This window comes from Paenibacillus sp. 01T442, from assembly GCF_056398345.1.
The window spans coordinates 20520-38376 of sequence record NZ_JBFTPF010000016.1; the positions used below are offsets into that span (position 1 = coordinate 20520).

Here is a 17857-nt window from a genome sequence, read left to right on the forward strand (position 1 = left end):
GATTAGCAAATAACTTGTACAAGTTATTGTATGAGAGGCACTAATCCATTAGAAGATCAAATGATGTCAACGTGAATAGGTGTGCATTTGTATCCATTGCAGAGACTTTCTGCGCAGGGACAAGCAGATATAGCCACAACTAGATCCATTTCTGCACGAAGCTCGATATAATCTCCAGCTTTGGATAGAGGCTTCTCAACACTAATTTGTCCAGATGGCTGAATGATGGTGTTCATGAATAAATTAAAGGGATAATGCTGATCTGGAGCAGGGATCTCAAATGATGCCAATGCTTCATTTAAGTTCGTATAACAGCTGGTATGGTCTTGCTTATTGTACAGCAGCTCATACATTTCAGGCCGACAGGCCGAGTTGATAAAATCGTGCTGTCCTACCGTATCCTTCATAATAGTGAGCATAGGGGTATATTTATTGGAGTAGATCATATCCCCGGGCTTCACTTTCATCGCATGTAAAGCGTCCATAGTAACACTAGGGTCAAGTCGCTCGCTGATATCATCCTCACGATAGGCCACAAAGTCCGCAACTTGTTCTCCTTCTACATCGGTAACCCGAATCACTTGGCCCTTCTTGATCTGGAGACCGAAACCCTCTGTAGCCGGGATTTGCCAATGTTGTTTACTCATTCGTGTCCTCCTAAACTTAGGTAAGTTCCTCTTACAGTATGGCTTATCCTTTGTGGATTTATGATAAATTGCGAGCAAAGCGCCCGCGGAATGCCATAACGGCATTTTACAAAAAGAGAAAGCCCAATCTCTTAGATTKGGCTTTCAGTTAGCTCTGAAATACCTTAACAATGGTGGCAGCCACCATTTTAAGGAACGTCAGTGAGCTATTTACATAAATACAGGTATTTTCGCGGTGAAACGGAACGTAGGTACGCTATTTAGGTAGATTCGGCTTAAAAACGCCTCTCTTGCGAGAAATAGCGAACTGTCGTTCCGCACCTCATCAAAAACCCCCTTTTTGAAGCAAATAAGGGATCCACGTTCCCCTTTCGGCAACATAGATCCCTTATTAAGCCTTCTMAATGCCGGGCAGTCGCCAGGCTTCAAGTCCGACAAGACCTTCCGCTTCCGCCTACGCCTCTGCCTACTCCCACTTAAACGTAAACGTCGCAACAATGAACGACACGACTAGCCAGATGGCGAGCATCAGCCCTTCCTGCCACAGATCCCCGATGCCCGCGCCTACATTCATAATCTGCCGAAGAGCAGTGCTGAGCTGGGTAATCGGGATCGACTTCACGATCGGCTGCAAGAACTCCGGCATGCTAGAAATAGAGAAGAACACGCCGCCCAAGAACATCAGCGGGAACGAGATCAGTCCGGAAATCGGCCCTACGCTTTCTGGGGTTTTGGCCAAACCAGCGATAATGAAGCCGATCGACATGAATGTCAATGTTCCCATGACAACGAACAGCAAAAGCAGCCACCACGAGCCATTCACCTGCGTGCCGAAAATCAAAGCACCGACAAGCAGTACGATCAAGGCCTGCGCCGTGTTCATTACAAGACGTGCAGTAATCTGCGCGGCGATGAACGTCGACGCCTTCAGCGGTGTACTTTGCATGCGTCGCAGCACACCTCGCTCACGCCATGAAGCTATTTGTCCCGAAACGCCATTTAAGTTGTTGGTCATGATCATCATGGCCAGAATACCAGGTACAAGGAAATCGATGTAGCGAAGCTGCAAAGCTTGCACGCCAACCGGTTCAATTTTAACAATTGGCATATAGTTGGACATTTGCTTAGAAACGCCATCCGCCACTTGACCTATTGTTTGCAAACCGATCTGTGCACTCTGTTGGTTCGTTTGATCATAATAAACCTGAAGGAAGCTGGCCTTCGAGCTATCTGCTTCTTTCAGCCCCACTGCTTGCCCGTAATTTTTCTGAATCACGACGACTAACTTCTGATCCCCATGTTTCAGTTGCTCAAGCGACTTATCTAAGTCATCTGCAGGCTTTAGCTTCAAAATACTATTCGCTTGGAGCGCCTCCACCATGACTCTGGATTCCGTACTTTGATCCTGATCAATGACGACGCCATCGACGATGATATCATTTCCCTTGCCAAGAAAGGAACCGAGCATAATCATGAAGAAAAGCGGCATGAACAAGGTGAATATCAACACTTGTCGATTACGAACAAAAAAACGAAGCTGGCTTAACGTCAACTGGATATAAGCATTCATTCTGCTTTCAAGCTCCTTCCGGTCATGGAAATAAACACATCTTCCAGCGTAGCCGTTCGTGTCTGCAAGTCAGCCAATTGCCATCTGCCGCCAGCGCTTTGCTCGACGAGATCAATAAGCGATTCCTGTAGTTTATCTGTATAAAGGACGAACACATCCTTGCGCACGTCTATGCCCTTGACTTCACGAATATCGCGAAGTTCCTGTACAACTGATTCCATGTCCGCTTCCGCCAAATCTTGCAATCTAAACTCGATCGCGCTATCCGATTGCAAGCTGCTCACAAGATTACGCGGTGTATCCAATGCGACGACTTTCCCTTGATCCATTAAACAAATACGATCGCAAAGCACGTGCGCTTCCTCCATATAATGCGTGGACAGCACAATCGTTTTGCCTCGCTCCTTCAGCTTGAGAATAATTTCCCACAGTGTTCGTCTTGCTGTCGGATCTAACCCTGTCGTAGGCTCATCCAAGAAGATGACCTTGGGATCATTCAAAAGCGCAAGACCAATCGCAAGCCGCTGCTTTTGCCCACCGGATAGATGCTTGACACGACCGTTTCTTTTATCAACCAATGTCATGTCTTCTAATAGCGGACCAATCGGAACAGAACTCGGATAGAAGCTCGCATACATCCTCATAATTTCCTCTACCGTCAACAACTCGAATAACGAAGTTGATTGCAATTGAACACCAATGACTTCCTTGACCTTACCCAAATCCTTCTGTGTATCAAATCCAGCCACAATAGCACGTCCGCCGTCAGGCTTCCGCAACCCTTCGATCATTTCCATCGTTGTCGTTTTCCCAGCACCATTCGGACCAAGCAAACCAAATACCTCGCCTTGATAGACCTGGAAATTAACGCCTCGCACAGCTTGGAAGGACCCATAATTTTTAATTAAGCCATCCGCTTCAATAACAATGTGTGAAGACTCCATAAAGCTAGCCCCCTCCGTTTCCAAATTTTCCGTAACTCCCCCTATCATACAAAATAAACAGATACGCCGTCCAACACCACTATGAAATATCTACTGACAGAACTAGTGGAATTCCGACAACGCCAATCGACGAACTTATTGAGAAAGTTATGATAATCTAATATCTACTTAGCAAACAAAATCAGAAGGAGATGTGTTGAAGTGAGAATGAATATTTTATTTAATAAAAAGCCGATTTCCGTTAATTTCGTCGGCACGGACCATAAGTTAATTCCCTCTTTGATCAACGCACTTCGCCATAACAAATTCACCACCATGAATTTAGTTAACTCGTTAGAGCGTGTAGATTTATTTAGTTCAGAAGCCATTTTATATGCTAAAGATGGGAATAAGGCGCGCATACCTATTTTCTAATTCTTGTCGTTACATAGATGTTTCGGAAAAACGCCTACGAATGGTAGATTCCTTCGTAAGCGTTTTTTTTCGTAGATAAATAGGCATATCTCTCCTAGTCTTTTCATAGACTAATAGAAATGAAGGAGACTACTACAGCTGGGATGGAGAAATCTATGTACCTTATTCGCCTTTTTAAAGCGCATGCTGCTCAGCTACTAATCTATCTACTTATCGTAATCATCAGTTTTGTATGGACCTTAATTTGGGGCCTTCACACCACCTCACAACTGCCTCCACAAGCAAGTGCCGAGTATAGCATTAAACCTGCAACAAACGGTGTCCTTCTGCACGTTATTCAAACTACTCCTGAAAACATAGGACTCAAAGCCATTACAGCAAATGTGACCGATCGGCAGGACAATGGGATTAATGGCGGGTTTTTCTGGCAGGGGTATTTACTAAGCATCGCAGTGACCAATGATCAGCCTGTGAAGGGGCAGCCTGGCGACTACGGTTCAGGTTGGTACAATACAGATCGGAAGCGAGGAACACTTGTGTGGGATGAGAAGGCGCAAACCTTTACCGTCCAAGTTGTCGAAAATGCAAGTGAGTTACAGGTGCTGGATCGCACCCGATATTGGGCGCAGGGAGGCGTAAGCATGGGGCTTACGAATCCATTGGGTTGGGCCGAGCAAGCCATTTCGGAAGAAATGCCAGTCATTAACGAGAAGCGCATGCGATCTGGTATTGTGTATGATCGAATGAACAACGTGTATCTGGTAGTAGCGCCTACCCCTTGTACCGGCGAAGAGTTCCGAACAGCTGTACAGGAGCAAGTAGGGGAGAAACAGCTGGTCGATGGGCTTTTCCTTGACGGCGATGGTTCCTCTCAGCTGAAAGTCGCGAATTTCTTACTGCCCGGTGACCACCGCGAGGTGTATCAGATGATAGCTTTGTTGAAATGAGCAGAGGGAGGTCGGCGAAGTCGGAGCCTGGTGGGCAGCAGTGATGACCGCTATCATTGACCACTAAACCACAACCACTAACCCTAACCGCTAACCACTAACCACAACCACTAACCGCTAACCACCGACACCMCTAGACGAGTCACCCCGCCTATTAACTGGAAAAGATCCATCTATTTTCGTGAATTTATAACAAATTGATTGATTAGATGGAAAAAGTACATCTATTTCGCAGCTATTCACCGTTTTCAGCGTTTCAGCTCAGAATTAACTGTATTTTTTACAGTTATAAGGAAATTCAAGGTCATATAGGCAAATTTACCTGCGTGTTTTCCCGTTATTTGCTCCACCAAAACTCATTAGTCAGCATTGGGAAGTATGCTAGCTAGCACCGACTCAGTCGCAAGAAAAAAGAGGAAAACCCGCAATAAACGGTATTATCCTCTTTTGGCATTTCATTTTATGAACAAACAACTAGAACGTCACATGATCCGGATCCGGCCCAATACGCTTGTTGACATTCAAAGCATCCACCAAAGCCATATCCTCAGCGCTCAGCTCGAAATCGAAAATGTCCGCATTCTCACGAATACGATGCTCCGTCACAGACTTCGGAATCGTTACGACACCATGCTGGATATCCCAACGCAGCACAATTTGCGCTGCTGATTTGCCGTATTTAGCGGCAAGATGCGCCAATTCAGGCTGATTCAGCCTTCCCTGCATAAGCGGGCTCCACGCCTCCAATTGGATACCGTGTTCACGGGTATAGGTGAGCAGTTCTTTTTGCGACAGTTCCGGATGATATTCCACTTGATTAACCGCAGGCACTACACCGGTATCTTCGATGACATGCGCCAAATGAGAGATTTGAAAATTGCTCACGCCAATCGCACGAACATGACCTTCTTTGTAAAGGTGGACCAGCGCTTTCCACGTTTCTCGGTACGTTGCGGAGACGGCCCAGTGCACCAAGTACAGATCAATCGTCTCCAAACCAAGCCGCTTACGGCTTGCTTCAAACGCTTGCAGCGTAGACTCGTAACCTTGATCCGCGTTCCACACTTTCGTGGTTACGAAAATCTCGTCACGCGGGACACCGCTTTGGCRCAGACCTTGTCCAACACCTTCTTCGTTGCGATAAACCGCAGCCGTATCAATGCTTCTATAACCTAATTGCAAAGCGGTTTGAACCGCTCCGATGACCTCTTGACCTTCCTTGCTTTTGTAAACGCCGAGACCCAGCCAAGGCATATGTACACCATTATTGAGCGTAACTCCTGCTGTAAATGCTTGATTCGCTTTCGTAGACATTCGTCATAACCTCCATCGGAATAAGATTAGAATGAGCGCATCTTTACCGTGTAGCTCCCATTAATCATACCACCGAAGTCGGATATTCCAAAATCCTGCGTTTGCTGGCAATCAAAACTCCCTAGTCTTGATGGGCATGAATCAAATCCATTTTCAACTGCCATAAGGCAGCACTCAAATTAACACGATACACCTCAGGATTCAGCATCCGCAAATATTGCGGCCAAACGGTCTGCATTTGCTCAGCATGGTAGTCACGAATGCTTTCCAAAGTAGGCAATTCATAGACTAACTCACCCGCCTGGAAAATAGGTTTCAAAAGCGGAACCGCCTCATAATTGTCGATATATTTGAACAGATACGGATGGATGGGGTCGAATAGCTTAATTCGCTGTCCTTCCCGAATATCCACTTCATCTTGCAAAGCCAAATAGTCAGCTTCCGCTTTGCCCGTTGCCAAGTTCATAATCCTATAGGCTTCCTTGAAGCCAGGATTCGTCACCTTCTCCGGGTTGCCCGAGATCTTAATGACCGGCACGAGCGTGCCGTCCTTCTCACGGGCAACAAGCTTATACACCCCGCCCAGCGCGGGCTGGTCGGCCGCTGTAATCAGCTGGGTGCCGATGCCCCAGCTGTCGATCTTAGCCCCTTGGGCTTTCAGCCCGGCGATGATGTGCTCATCCAAGTCATTGGATGCCACAATCTTCACCTCCGGAAAGCCCGCCTCATCCAGCATGCGCCGCGCCTGCTGTGACAGATACGCCAAATCGCCGCTGTCGAGGCGAATGGCGTTCAAGCGCTTGCCGCGCCTCGCGAGCTGCCGCGCCGTCGCAATGGCATTCGGCACGCCGCTGCGCAGCGTGTCGTAGGTGTCTACGAGCAGCGTGACCTGCTCGGGCAGGGCCTCGGCATACGCACGGAAGGCCTCCGCTTCCGTGTCGTGGGCCTGCACCCACGCGTGCGCGTGCGTGCCTTTGGTCGGGATGCCGAAGAGCATCCCGGCTCTTAGGTTCGATGTCGCGTGGAACCCCGCGATATAAGCGGCTCTTGCGCCCCAGATCGCGGCGTCAGCCTCCTGGGCGCGGCGTGTGCCGAACTCCATCAGCACATCGTGCGGAGCAACGCCTTTCATGCGGGAAGCTTTCGTCGCGATGAGCGTCTGGAAGTTCACGAAGTTGAGAATCGCCGTCTCAACAAGCTGTGCCTCAAAGATACTGCCGATGACACGAACAAGCGGCACATTCGGGAAAACAAGCGTTCCCTCGAGGACGGCTTGGATATCGCCATTAAACGTAAAAGCACGAAGCGCATCAAGGAACTCTTCCTTATAATTCTCCTCTTGCTCACGCAAATAAGCGATTTCTTCCTCGCCGAAATGCAGATTTTGCACATAATGAATCACCCGCTCCAGCCCAGCGAAGACCGCATAACCCCCATCAAAAGGCAGCTTGCGGAAATACACCTCGAACACAGCTCTCTCCGTATGAGTTCCCTGTAACCAATGGGCGTACATCATATTAATTTGATATTTATCGGTATGCAGCGTTAAGTTATTCATCGCATCCATGGTTTGCCAATTCATCGCTTTCATCCTCCCCATCCCACATTCTCTCATCTTACACACTATCATTTTACTTAATTTTTCCAACCCCGAACAACTTTAGCCCCAAGCGTCTTTTCAAAATGCCGCAATGCCCACGCATGGCCTTCCGCATCAAAGCTGGCAACCGCATCCTCATGAATGACGAGGGAGAAACCTTTATTATACGCATCCATCGCTGTATGTAAGACACAAATATCTGTACATACACCAGCTAGATGAAGCTCCTGAATACCTCTAGCTCTAAGCTGCAGTTCAAGATCCGTCCCGCAGAATGCGCTGTATCTCGTTTTGTCCATCCAATAGATCGCAGCTCTGTGAGCTTCATGCACTTCTTTTAGACAACCGTAGAGCCCCCTGCCATCCGTATCACGTATATTATGGGGTGGAAACAAGGCCGTCTCTGGATGGAAAGGATCCCCTTCTTCATGCAAATCAACAGCCATCACGACATAGTCCATCTCTGTAACAAAGCTCTTAGTTAGCTCACACAGGCGAGCTTCTATCGCAATAGCGGGGTCCCCGCAAGGCAGCTTGCCTACTACGAAATCCACTGTATAATCAATCAGAATGAAGGCTTTCATATTCACCACTCCTTATATTGTACCTTTAATATTATTATAACGACTTTATCAACTAGCAAAAAAAGAAGCCTAACTGTAGAACGACAGCTAAGGCACTTGATCTTCAGATGAGCGATTCATTTCATATTGTCGATTCGATAAATTCATTATGACATAATTAAATTCATATTTCAATAGGTACTTGAAGAAATCTATTGTGAATCCGGGTATAAATTGGCGAAATTAATCAGAATCGTCATAAACCCAAGTGCTACGAAAGAGAAAAACGCCATGAAAGATAGGTGATATACATTTGGGAATACGATAAAAACGACTCCACAGCCGACACAAACCCAGTTCTGCCACATATGCTTCCCCGTTTTACCTAAAGCTAACATCGAACTTACGAATTGAAGACTTCCGAACAGTGCACAGGTGAAAAGCGCATTGGTTACATCTCCAAATCCAAACACCCAAGGAGTCATCAGAAACCAAAGACCCATGAGTGCTGACAAACTATTTTTGAGATACATACCGATCACACCTCCTACATGCGGGATGTTCTAGTATATGCAAACGCTTACAATAACGTGTTAGTAAAAAAGCCTTCAGATCACCTGAATCGGCAACTGAAGGCTTATTTTTATTTTTTTCTATCCATTATTGTGCGATATGAATGCCTTTTGAATCAATTGTCACATCGGCCTTTAGAATGTCTGACACGAATTTAGCAGGCACATAAAGGGTATCATTCAGAATAACCGGTGCCGTTCCTAGCGCAATCGGCGCCATTTTGGCAAAGAAATAGCTATCTTTCCCCACACTCACACTCGTCCACTGCGCACCTTTCGATAGTTCAGCAGCATACGTATCTTGATTCCATTTCACGGTGTAGCCCAAACCTTCTGCTACTTTACGGAAAGGAACAAGTGTAACGCCATCCTCATTCTGTTCAACATCAACGGGTGCCAAATCCACTTTCACCTTGTCAGTACCAGGCAGCGGAGTAGGATTCGGTTTAATGGTCACATCCTTAGGCAAGATGAAACGGAATTCTGGACTTCCAGCAACACCAGCTGCAATTGAGTATTTTGGGAACACGACAACCGCTGCCCCTTTTTCTACGTAAAAGCCTTGCTCCGAGGAAATCCCTTTAAATTGATCTTTAAAGAAATATTGAGGTTCCTCCTCCATTTTGGCAGTAACACCTGCATCGATCGTGGCCTTGTAGCCTGCACCTAGCAGATCCTGCAGCGTTACACGCTGAGCTGCTGCCGCATTCAGTACATTATACGTATCCACTCTCGGCATGCCTGTGCCACCCGTTTCACCGTACGTAGTAACGGTAAGGGAAACAACACCTGAAGGATTTCCTGTTCCATCCGACTTCAATGTGTAGACAATTGTAAGCCCGTAAGGACGGTACGTATATCCCTTATCTTTGGCTGCAGCTGCAGCCTCCGCAGCATCCTTTTCCCAGTTCGCTAGATCTTTGTTCGCATGTGAGAGAATAATGTCATTGAGTTCGTCTTGGTATTTCTTATCCAACATACCGTTCAACTGCGGTACTTTGATATTCGTCGTTATGTTTGTACTTTTGGATGTAAGCACCACTTCTTTAACGACAACTGGTAATGATGATGTGGTTGCTGAAATTGCAACTGCGGTATCCGCTGAAGCAATGCTTGCAATTGGCAGTACAGAAGCACTTACACCTACGAGCACCGCACAACTAACAACACCCATTTTCAATATGTTCCAAGGATTCTTTTTCATTTCCTATTCACTCCTTCTGAGTTATCGTGTTTTGGTCGCTTGTTTAACCTTCACGATAACTAGACGCACTAACTTAAGGAAAAGTCTGATCCTACACGATTTTTTTTCAAAATTAAATTTACGAAAGTCGGAACGTGCCGACCACTTGATTTAAGTCCGTGGCAATTCCGGCAAGGTTTTTGGCTGAAGCCGTAATTTCTTCGGCTGATGCCAGCTGTTCTTGAGTAACTGCAGCGACGGATTGCGCTGTACCTGAGGTTTGCTGGGCAACCAAGCCAACTTGAGCGACGGTTGCTGCTACTTCTTCCGAGCTCGCTGCCATCTGCTCTGCCGCTGCTGCTGTTTCCTGAATTTTGCTAGCTACTTCTTGCGAAGCTGTTACGATTTGACCGAATGCTTGCTCGGCAATGCTTACCTCATATAGACCTTCCTGCACTTCTGTTCTTCCATTGTTCATGACCCCAACAGCCCGAGCGGAATCCCGCTGCATGGACGTAATAAGTTCCGAGATCTCTCGAACGGAATCATCTGTTTGAGAAGATAGCTTACGCACCTCACCAGCTACTACGGCAAAGCCCTTTCCGCTTTCGCCGGCACGCGCAGCTTCAATGGCTGCATTCAGCGCAAGCAGGTTCGTTTGCGATGCAATATTCCCGATTAACGTGGTAATCTGACCAATGCTTTGGGAATGCTTCTCCAGCTCCTGAATCACTTGATTCGCTGCGTCAACGGAGGTGCTGACGGCTTGTATTTTATTCACGACACGTTCCATGGCATGTGTGCCTTGCTCCGCAATGTTCGTAGCCGTCATAGATAGTTCTGATACATCAGCTGTGGTTTCGGCGATACGGGAAATGCCCGCTGCCATTTCTTCCATGGCTCGCCCACACTCTATAGAGCTTTGAGCTTGCGCATCCGCTCCATTCGCGAAATCCTGCACCGAAACGGCAACATGCTGTGAAGCCGAGCTATTCTGCTCCGAGCTGGCAAACAACTGCTGAGAGGAAGCCGCCACACTCGTCGAAGCATGCAGCATCTGCTCTACGGAATGGCGTAGATGGTTCACCATTTGGTTAACGGCCCCGATGAGCTGGCCAATTTCATCTTTATTTTTCACAACAATCGGTTCAACGGTTAGATCACCTTTGGAGATACGATTCAAAGCTTGTGATGCTTTTCGAACAGGATTTGAAATGTTACTTACGAGGAAATAACAAGTCGCAATCATAAATACAAGCATAACAGCCAATGCAACAAAAGAAATTTGGACACTTTTCTTGTATTCCTTGGTGCTGTCTGCTACACCTTGCTGACCGCCATCTTGGTTGTAGCTAACCATTTCCGCCATCGATTTCTGTGCTTTACTGAAGGCTGCTGACATCACTGTAAGACTCTCTGCCGCTTCCTTCACTTTACTTGGATCACTTGATAGCTGTTTATTAGCCACGTAGGATGTTTTAAATCCCTCCCAGTTCTGGGTAAGCTCTTGCAAACGTGCCCCTTCTTCTTCACTTGACACAGAATCCTTATATTTTCCTAACAAATTATCGATTTCTGTAATCGTTGCCAGGATACCATTGTCTATAGGTTCATGTTTTTTCACGTCTGGCTCTAATTTCTTCTGATAGTACAGTGTTAGTAAATGCTCAGAGAAATAATGAACTTCCTCAATATCTTGAATCCCCATCATCCAGTTGTTTGCCAGATTCGTATTCATGTCCTTTAACGCGTCCATACGACTCATAGCTGTATAGCTCATTCCAACAACCATCAAGAAGATGATCGCAAATACCGCAATAAATTTCGTCCGTACTGTCATCTGCATACGTAAATCCCCCTATTTAATTGACGCAATTTTGAACAAGTATGTATACGTGATTGATCTGTTGGATATATCATAAATTGAAATCATTAAATTTGTTCTGTTCTAATCATGATGAAACTATGAGATTTCCTAACAATTACATGGCTTTTGGAGGAAAAAAATGTCATCATCCTTGCGTTTTAAACTCGTCTCCTGGCTTGTTCTTATTACATCCATCTCCCTTACCGTCGTTGGAATTACCAATTACAAACTTTCTAGAAATAAGTTACTGCAGCAAATGAACGAGCAATCCATAACCTCTGTTTCGAATTCCGCTCGAAACTTATATGATTTCTTGTCGATTCGTTTGGCAGAAGTTGAGCTTATAAGCCGGGTCAGCATTATGAAAAATGGTACGCAAGATGATCGTCTAAAATTTCTGACCCATGAATTGCAAACGGATGGAAATCGCTATCACGCCATGGCTATTGCTGATTTGGCAGGAAACCTGCAGTTTACCTCCGGTTTGACTTTCTCCATCTCGGATGAGCTTCGCTTCCAGCAAGCCCTGCAAGGGAAAACCTTTATTTCGGACCCTCATCTAAGCAAAATGAAGGGCATTTATGTCATCTCGATTACGGCGCCTATCTTTGATGATCAAAATAAGGTCGTAAGTATCATCGATGTTTCTATGGAGGCTGCACCTGYTTTTCAAGAACATTTACTAGTTCCTCCCAATAATGGAGACCAATTGATTGTGAATCGGGAGGGTCTCACCTTATATGATTCAGATCCCTCTACCATTCTTAAGGTGAACATTCTCGCTGAATATCCTGAACTCAGACCCGCTTTTCAACAAGCGTTACGAGCTGGGAAAGGTTATATCGACGAGTCCTTTCTCTCTGGAACGAAGACACGTTGGTTCTATGCACGCATCCCTCAATTAAATTGGTATCTCGCTTATTCCATGCCAATCACTGCCATTRAAGCCCCAACAAGTCCACTCCTATGGTCGACCGTAGGATTAATTGTCATGGCAGCGTTAATCATTTTCTTCCTTATCTACCTCACAACGAACCATCTGATTATCAAAAGAATTAAACAAATCCTCCAAGTAACCGAGGCAGTTGCTGCTGGTGATTTCCACACGAAGCCCATCGTGTTCAAAAGTAAAGATGAATTAGGTGCCCTCGCCTTATCTGTCAATGGCATGATGGAGAATATCCGCGAGCTTTTCGAGCCGTTCGAAGCTTTTATTCGTCATAATCAATACGCCATGATCGTAATGGATCCTAACTTTATGATTAACCATCTCAACGGCAGAGCTACGCAGATGCTTGGGTATTCTTTTGCGGATGTACATAAAATCGCCTCTCCTTTAATCTGGTTAGATCAAAAACAGCTGAATGAAAGAGCTGCACAGTATTCAGCAGAGCTAGGCGAGACGATTCCCGCAGACTGTACAACACTTGTTATTCGTTCCTTACGCCATTTGAAAGAGGATTTAGAGTGGACCTGGTATCACAAAGACGGCACCCGAATTTATGTGCAAGCGAGTGTTAGCTGCATCACGCATCCAGATGGTGAGTTAAAAGGATACGTCTTAATTGCACGCGATATCAGTGATATTAAAGCAAGTAATGAGACGAAAGAACGGCTGTTAACGATTGTCGAGAGCGCACGGGATGCCATTCTCACCTTCGATCAAGACGGTTATATCTTCTATATTAATCCAGCGGGCATCCAAAGGATTGGATTAGCTGGAACCGTTTTTGAACGAACACATTTTCATGAGTTTGTTGAAATCTTGAATGATATTAATTTTGAGAAAGGGCTCCAAACTGCGATCCGAGATGGCTTCTGGGAATTCGAAGCGGAAGTCATGACCAAGAATCAACGACGCATTATCGTATCGCTTGTCATCGTCCCTCACTTCCCTCTTGATAATGGTGAGCTGTATTTCTCGGCAATCACCCGAGATATCACGGAGCAAGTCCATGCCAAGGAACAGCTTATCCTAGCTAAACAGGAGGCGGATGATGCCAATTTGGCCAAAGGTGTTTTCCTTGCTCGCATGAGCCACGAAATACGTACGCCTCTGAATGGGATTGTTGGACTTTCCCACCTGCTTGAGAGAACCGCCATGACCGAACTACAAATGGATTATATACGCAAAATCTCGCGATCCTCCCAGTCTCTTTCACATATCATCAACGATATTCTGGACTTCTCTAAACTGGAAGTAGATAAGCTCGTGATTGAACATCACCCTTTTCAGCTAGATGAAACTATCGATCGCGTGTGTGAAACACTGATTGTGCTGCTCGGTCATAAGCCTGTGGATTTCATTTGCGATATACCTGAGGGAGTGCCTGGTGGATTGATTGGCGATTCATTGCGACTCTATCAGGTACTTCTGAATCTCTCCAGCAATGCGATTAAATTCACGGAGCAAGGGACCGTCACACTTCGTGTTGACGTCGATCAGATGCATGAGAATGAGGTTACTCTCCGGTTCAGCGTCACGGATACGGGAATTGGCATGGATGAGAAACAGTTGGCCAATTTATTCCAACCTTTTATCCAAGGTGACGAGGTTACGAGCCGTAAATATGGAGGGACAGGACTTGGGCTTGTTATTTCCAAAAATATTATCGAAAATATGGGCGGCTCGATCTCGGTCTCAAGCACGCAAGGGACAGGGAGTGAATTTCTGGTCCTTCTCACCTTCACGCTCTACATGCCTAGCAACAAGGTATTCCCTCCCTTGCCGCTCGCTATGCTCGTCGTAGAAGATCATCCTACGCTTAATAGGGTGCTCGTCCAAAGCCTGCAGTCCATCTGCAACGATGCTGCGGGTGTGTATTCATGGAAGGAAGCCCTCCAGGTCATTGATCACATCCCTCTCGACTTCCTTCTGCTCGATATGGAGGCTGATGATATGTATGGAGAGGATGTGTGGCTGAGCATGCTTGCTGCTTGCCAACAGCAGGGGATTAGAACGATTATTTACACTTCGTTATCAGGAAGAGATGCACTCGAACAGCTTCCGACAGAAGCTTCACCTGATGCCGTTCTGGTCAAGCCGATCTCTCGAAGTCTCTTGTACAGGACGCTAGCTATGCTTCATGCTGAAAGTGAATTCGTTCATTCTCATTTGACAGATACCATGGAGAACGATAGGGAGAAGGACTTTGCGCTTTTCCCTTTAAACACACTAAATAAGGATCCACTCCGTATTTTGATTGTGGAGGATAATGAGATTAACCAAACCGTTGCGCGCTCTCTGCTGGAAAGTATGATGAACTGTCGCATTCAATTGGCTGGTAACGGATTCGAGGCCCTGCATGATTTGGAGAATCATACGTTTGATTTGATCCTCATGGATATCCACTTGCCTGAGCTCGATGGGATCGAAACGACCAAACGCATTCGTCTCGAGCCGAAATGGGCACATATTCCGATTATTGCCTTAACCGCGGATTCAACGCTCGACAATCGGTTGGCCTGTATGGAGGCAGGTATGAGTGAGATGATCTCCAAGCCCATCATCCCTGAACGGCTGAGAGCTGCTATTGAATCTGCACTTCATCTGCAAGTGGAGATTCATCGAACTGCTGGACTGGATATTGCGGAGGCACTCCAACGCATGGGCGGAAAAACGGACATTTATCGTGAGATGCTCCGTAAATTCCAAGACCAAACCGACCCTCTGATGGCGCAATTAAAAGGTAACATCGACGCAGGTAACTTTGAGGAGGCTCTTCGTTTGCTTCATGGCATACGCGGTTCTTCCAGCAACCTTTCGGCTAATCGTGTGTTTGCCGCGGCAAGCGAGTTGGAGGATTCTGTGAAGGAGCAAAAGAAGCTGCAAACAGCAGATCGAGATCTCTCTAACGTGTTCCATTTGCTTCAAAATGTAGAGTTTGAATTGCAGTTCGTTTATCAAACCATCCAAAAATTGCTGCTTGATTGAAAAAAACACGAATTTATGTCACTATATGCGTATACTCCATCTTGATGGAGTGTGTCATTTTATACGTATAGGTGGTTATTGTTATGACTGAACATGGCGCTCCATACCGCATCTTGTTGTATTATAAATTCGTCGCTGTTGCTGATCACGAAGCATTGGCGCGAGAACATTTGGCTTATTGCAAAAAGCTCGGTGTAAAAGGACGCATTCTGATTGCTCCTGAGGGCATTAACGGCACCCTTTCTGGGACCGTAGAGCAAACGGAAGCCTACATGGCGATGATGAATCTCATGCCATTGTTTAAAGATATGGTTTACAAGATTGATGAGCATGAAGGGCATGCCTTCAAGAAGCTGTTTGTCCGTCCGAAAAAAGAGCTCGTCACCTTCCGTCTTGAAGAAGATGTGAATCCGAATGAGCTTACCGGAACGCATTTGAAGCCGAAGGAATTTTATGAGAAGCTCAAAAATGAAGATGTCATCGTGCTCGATGGCCGTAATCATTATGAGTATGATATCGGGCATTTCCGCGGCGCCATTCGTCCTGAGGTCGAGACGACCAAGGAATTCCCTGAGTGGATTCGCAATAATCTGCAGGAGTTTAAAAACAAACCAATTCTCACTTACTGCACGGGAGGCATTCGTTGTGAGAAACTATCCGGTTTCTTGATCAACGAAGGCTTTACCGACGTGTATCAACTGGACGGTGGAATTGTCACCTACGGCAAAGACGAAGAGGTGCAAGGTCGTTTATTCGATGGAAAATGCTATGTATTCGATGAGCGCATCTCCGTACCGATTAACCGCACAGATGAAGATATCGTTGTAGGCAAATGCTACCACTGCGGAACTGCAGAGGATCGCTATATTAACTGTGCGAACGATCTGTGCCACTTGAAGCATATTTGCTGCGAGGCTTGTGAAGAGGAGCATGACAGCTTCTGTTCCAAGGAATGCGAAGAGAAAACGTTGAGCGCGTTGGAGGCATAAGAGGGGGGCTTGCCCCTTCTTTAGCGGATCGAACTATCGACTCTTTTGGGGATCGATTTTACCTCTTTTCGCAGAAATGTCGGTGCCTCGCCACTCTCCGCAGATCGATTCCCCCTCCTATCGCAGCCAAGGCCGCCGCGATTAGATGGAAAAACTACATCTAATTTCGCTCGATTCGGCCGATTCTTCCATTTAGATGGAAAAACTCCAGTTAAATTTCACCATTTTCGCGAAAAGCGAGCAAATGGGTGAAAATAGCTGGATTTTTTACAGTTATTCTCTGAAATCAGGCCAATTGGCCTGATTTAGATGTAGATTTTCCAGTTATTGCGGCAGCGAGGCGCTTGTAATGACCTGTAGAGCCTAAAAGAAGAGAGACTGTCGGGAGCATCGCTTCCCACCATGTATCTTAACACCTCACTAGAAGAGGCCMCTCTCAAGTCGATTGACTTGGGAGGGGCCTCTTTGCTACAGGCACATTTAAGCTACTTTAAACTCCTGCTACTTTGCTACTCCCGCTTCTTTCACCACACTACTTCTATACTAGCTACTTTTCCACTCTTCCCATACTAGCTACTCTTTTTCACTCTCTCAAGTCACTCTAGCAAATCCTGCCACTCCAACTATCCCTACTTCTTTCACCACTTTACCTAACTAATCTGATCATCGATCTGGTCCATAATCCGATCAATTAACGGGTAGACTAGCTCCTCCTCCAACGTGAAGTGTTTGAGCAGAATGAGGCAGGCCGTCAATAGTTCGGAGGCCATCACATGGACGAAGTCCATGTCGACTGGCATGCTCATGGCATTGACACCGTTGACGTATGACTGTACGACTCTTTTGGCCAGATCATGATCCTGCTCCAACACATGCATGGACCGCGAAACTGAGATGGCCATCGTCGGATGTAAATAAGTTTGCAGACTCGGGAATAACACTTGTTCTTCCCATTCCGAATGCTGCTCCAACTCCTCCACCAAGGATAGAATGCCGTCCTGAAGTTCGATCAGACGACACATCCCAATTGAGCAATCATCAAGGGTGTACAAAGCTGCAGCTAGCGTTCGAATGTCGGAGAGCTGCTCACGCATTTGCACATGCTCCTCCTTCAAACGCTGGGCTAGCATTCTAAATTCACTAGGATTCACATTATTTGCCCGATTCGTTTGAATGCTCAAACGGTCACTCATTCGACATCCTCCTTAAAGTTTCTTTAGAAACTTACTTCGTAAGCATGGGCTTTGAGTTTTCGTAAGAAAAACTTTCTTCGTAAGCATCAACGTAAAGTTCCTTTAGAAACTTGCCACGTA

At 46.1% G+C, this 17857-nt stretch carries 14 protein-coding genes; 4 read left to right on the forward strand and 10 right to left on the reverse strand.

The features are described from left to right. Window positions 1–56 precede the first annotated feature (56 nt). The 3 genes from AC1DLM_RS15570 to AC1DLM_RS15580 all read right to left on the reverse strand — a co-directional run bounded on the left by AC1DLM_RS15570 (window position 57) and on the right by AC1DLM_RS15580 (window position 3161). A complete protein-coding gene (locus AC1DLM_RS15570; RefSeq protein ID WP_441992258.1) occupies window positions 57–647 on the reverse strand; it encodes a DUF1989 domain-containing protein in 591 nt (196 codons plus the stop codon). Between the two features lie 466 nt (window positions 648–1113). Beyond that, the gene (locus AC1DLM_RS15575; RefSeq protein WP_441992257.1) at window positions 1114–2217 is read right to left on the reverse strand and encodes an ABC transporter permease; all 1104 of its coding nucleotides are present in this window, start codon (window positions 2215–2217) and stop codon (window positions 1114–1116) included. After that, window positions 2214–3161 (reverse strand): ABC transporter ATP-binding protein, encoded by a 948-nt coding sequence (locus AC1DLM_RS15580; RefSeq protein ID WP_441992256.1) that lies wholly within the window; start codon window positions 3159–3161, stop codon window positions 2214–2216. The genes AC1DLM_RS15575 and AC1DLM_RS15580 overlap by 4 nt, the downstream gene beginning before the upstream one ends. 201 nt (window positions 3162–3362) lie before the next feature. On the opposite strand from AC1DLM_RS15580, the gene AC1DLM_RS15585 reads away from it, so the two are divergent. Further along, the gene (locus AC1DLM_RS15585; RefSeq protein ID WP_173111184.1) at window positions 3363–3575 is read left to right on the forward strand and encodes a hypothetical protein; all 213 of its coding nucleotides are present in this window, start codon (window positions 3363–3365) and stop codon (window positions 3573–3575) included. A 155-nt stretch (window positions 3576–3730) separates the two neighbouring features. Further along, window positions 3731–4522 (forward strand): hypothetical protein, encoded by a 792-nt coding sequence (locus AC1DLM_RS15590; protein WP_477570474.1) that lies wholly within the window; start codon window positions 3731–3733, stop codon window positions 4520–4522. 474 nt (window positions 4523–4996) lie between these two features. On the opposite strand, the gene AC1DLM_RS15595 is transcribed toward AC1DLM_RS15590, so the two are convergent. The 6 genes from AC1DLM_RS15595 to AC1DLM_RS15620 form a co-directional block, all read right to left on the reverse strand. Then, window positions 4997–5836 carry an aldo/keto reductase gene (locus tag AC1DLM_RS15595; protein WP_477570475.1) on the reverse strand — a complete coding sequence of 280 codons (840 nt, stop codon included), beginning with the start codon at window positions 5834–5836 and terminating at the stop codon, window positions 4997–4999. Between the two features lie 121 nt (window positions 5837–5957). After that, a complete protein-coding gene (locus AC1DLM_RS15600) occupies window positions 5958–7403 on the reverse strand; it encodes a nicotinate phosphoribosyltransferase (RefSeq protein ID WP_477570524.1) in 1446 nt (481 codons plus the stop codon). Window positions 7404–7471: 68 nt separating this feature from the next. Next, window positions 7472–8020, reverse strand: a complete 549-nt coding sequence (locus AC1DLM_RS15605) for a cysteine hydrolase family protein (RefSeq protein ID WP_477570476.1) — start codon at window positions 8018–8020, stop codon at window positions 7472–7474. 191 nt (window positions 8021–8211) lie between these two features. Continuing rightward, window positions 8212–8532, reverse strand: coding sequence for an SPW repeat domain-containing protein (locus AC1DLM_RS15610; RefSeq protein ID WP_441991384.1), 321 nt, complete (start codon window positions 8530–8532; stop codon window positions 8212–8214). 127 nt (window positions 8533–8659) lie between these two features. Next, a complete protein-coding gene (locus AC1DLM_RS15615) occupies window positions 8660–9775 on the reverse strand; it encodes a stalk domain-containing protein (protein ID WP_477570477.1) in 1116 nt (371 codons plus the stop codon). Window positions 9776–9893: 118 nt separating this feature from the next. Continuing rightward, window positions 9894–11600 (reverse strand): methyl-accepting chemotaxis protein, encoded by a 1707-nt coding sequence (locus tag AC1DLM_RS15620; RefSeq protein ID WP_477570478.1) that lies wholly within the window; start codon window positions 11598–11600, stop codon window positions 9894–9896. 160 nt (window positions 11601–11760) lie between these two features. Here AC1DLM_RS15620 and AC1DLM_RS15625 point away from each other — a divergent pair, with 160 nt between their 5' ends. Together AC1DLM_RS15625 and trhO are read left to right on the forward strand one after the other, a co-directional pair. Beyond that, a complete protein-coding gene (locus tag AC1DLM_RS15625; RefSeq protein WP_477570479.1) occupies window positions 11761–15555 on the forward strand; it encodes a response regulator in 3795 nt (1264 codons plus the stop codon). 83 nt (window positions 15556–15638) lie between these two features. Beyond that, window positions 15639–16544 carry an oxygen-dependent tRNA uridine(34) hydroxylase TrhO gene (gene trhO / locus AC1DLM_RS15630; RefSeq protein WP_056624425.1) on the forward strand — a complete coding sequence of 302 codons (906 nt, stop codon included), beginning with the start codon at window positions 15639–15641 and terminating at the stop codon, window positions 16542–16544. A 650-nt stretch (window positions 16545–17194) separates the two neighbouring features. On the opposite strand, the gene AC1DLM_RS15635 is transcribed toward trhO, so the two are convergent. Continuing rightward, window positions 17195–17737 (reverse strand): hemerythrin domain-containing protein, encoded by a 543-nt coding sequence (locus AC1DLM_RS15635; RefSeq protein ID WP_441991379.1) that lies wholly within the window; start codon window positions 17735–17737, stop codon window positions 17195–17197. Window positions 17738–17857: the final 120 nt, after the last annotated feature.